General features: G+C 50.5%; 1 protein-coding gene and 1 tRNA gene. Both read left to right on the top strand.

Translation table 11 applies throughout. The features are described 5' to 3' along the window. The first annotated feature begins 72 nt into the window (after positions 1–72). Positions 73–149: transfer RNA gene (locus EQY_RS0122900), tRNA-Pro, on the top strand. Between the two features lie 147 nt (positions 150–296). After that, positions 297–1,532 (top strand): anaerobic sulfatase maturase, encoded by a 1,236-nt coding sequence (locus tag EQY_RS0122895; protein WP_000941565.1) that lies wholly within the window; start codon positions 297–299, stop codon positions 1,530–1,532. Positions 1,533–1,593: the final 61 nt, after the last annotated feature.

The raw sequence follows: 1,593 nt of genomic DNA, 5'->3' as shown, positions 1-1,593 counted from the left end.
GTGGGGGTTCAAGTCCCCCCCCTCGCACCACGACTTTAAAGAATTGAACTAAAAATTCAAAAAGCAGTATTTCGGCGAGTAGCGCAGCTTGGTAGCGCAACTGGTTTGGGACCAGTGGGTCGGAGGTTCGAATCCTCTCTCGCCGACCAATTTTGAACCCCGCTTCGGCGGGGTTTTTTGTTTTCTGTGCATTCCATCACTCTCCCTTCGCAATAAACGCCCGTAGTTAATCATTGCCAAACGGTATTATTTCGCCCTTAAATTCATCGAAGGACGACTTCAGGCAAGGAGCGACTATGCTGCAACAGGTTCCAACGCGTGCTTTTCACGTAATGGCGAAACCGAGCGGTTCAGATTGTAATCTGAACTGTGACTACTGTTTTTATCTCGAAAAACAATCCCTTTACCGCGAACAACCTGTCACGCATATGGACGATGAAATGCTGGAAGCGCATGTCCGTCACTATATCGCTGCCAGCGAACCCCAAAACGAAGTGGCATTTACCTGGCAGGGCGGCGAACCAACGTTACTCGGGCTGGATTTTTACCGTCGTGCAGTGGCGCTACAGGCGAAATATGGTGCTGGCAGGAAGGTAAGTAACAGCTTCCAGACTAATGGCGTGCTGCTTGATGAAGAATGGTGTGCATTTCTGGCAGAAAATCATTTTCTTGTTGGGTTATCGCTGGATGGCCCGGCTGAGATCCACAATCAATATCGCGTGACTAAAGGTGGCAGACCAACGCATAAGCTGGTGATGCGCGCACTTAAACTACTGCAAAAATATCACGTTGATTATAACGTGCTGGCGTGCGTTAACCGCACCAGCGCGCTGCAACCGTTGCAGGTTTATGACTTTTTGCGTGATGCGGGCGTGGAGTTCATCCAGTTTATTCCTGTAGTGGAGCGGCTGGCGGATGAAAAATCTGCCAGCGACGGGCTAAAATTACAGGCGCCTGGTGATATTCAGGGGGAACTGACGGAATGGTCAGTGCGCCCCGATGAATTTGGTGAATTTCTGGTGGCGATATTCGACCACTGGATCAAACGCGACGTCGGCAAGATTTTCGTGATGAATATCGAATGGGCGTTTGCCAATTTTGTCGGTGCGCCGGGTGCGGTTTGCCATCATCAGCCAACCTGTGGACGTTCGGTGATTATTGAGCACAACGGTGACGTTTACGCCTGCGATCACTTTGTTTATCCGCAATATCGGCTGGGGAATATGCTTCAGCAGACCCTCGCAGAAATGGTAGATTCCCCGCAGCAGCAGGCGTTTGGTGAAGATAAATTTAAGCAGTTACCGGCGCAGTGTCGCAGTTGTAACGTGTTAAAAGCATGTTGGGGAGGCTGCCCGAAACACCGCTTTATGCTCGATATCAGCGGCAAACCGGGGCTGAATTATTTGTGTGCCGGGTATCAGCGTTATTTCCGCCATCTACCACCATATCTTAAAGCAATGGCTGATTTACTGGCGCACGGTCGCCCGGCCAGTGACATTATGCAGGCACATTTGATGGTAGTGAGTAAGTAAAAAGCGGCCATTTGGAGGCCGCCTGCGGTTGATTGCCGGATGCGATGCTGACGCATCTTAT

It is taken from the genome of Escherichia sp. TW14182, assembly GCF_000208525.1.
Classification (GTDB): Bacteria; Pseudomonadota; Gammaproteobacteria; order Enterobacterales; family Enterobacteriaceae; genus Escherichia; species Escherichia ruysiae.
Note: the sequence above shows the minus strand (reverse complement) of the source record. Positions and strands in the feature narration are given on the sequence as shown.

Coding starts and splice junctions, on each gene's coding strand:
- EQY_RS0122895 (WP_000941565.1), top strand. CDS start 297: ATGCTGCAACAGGTTCCAACGCGTGCTTTTCACGTAATGGCGAAACCG.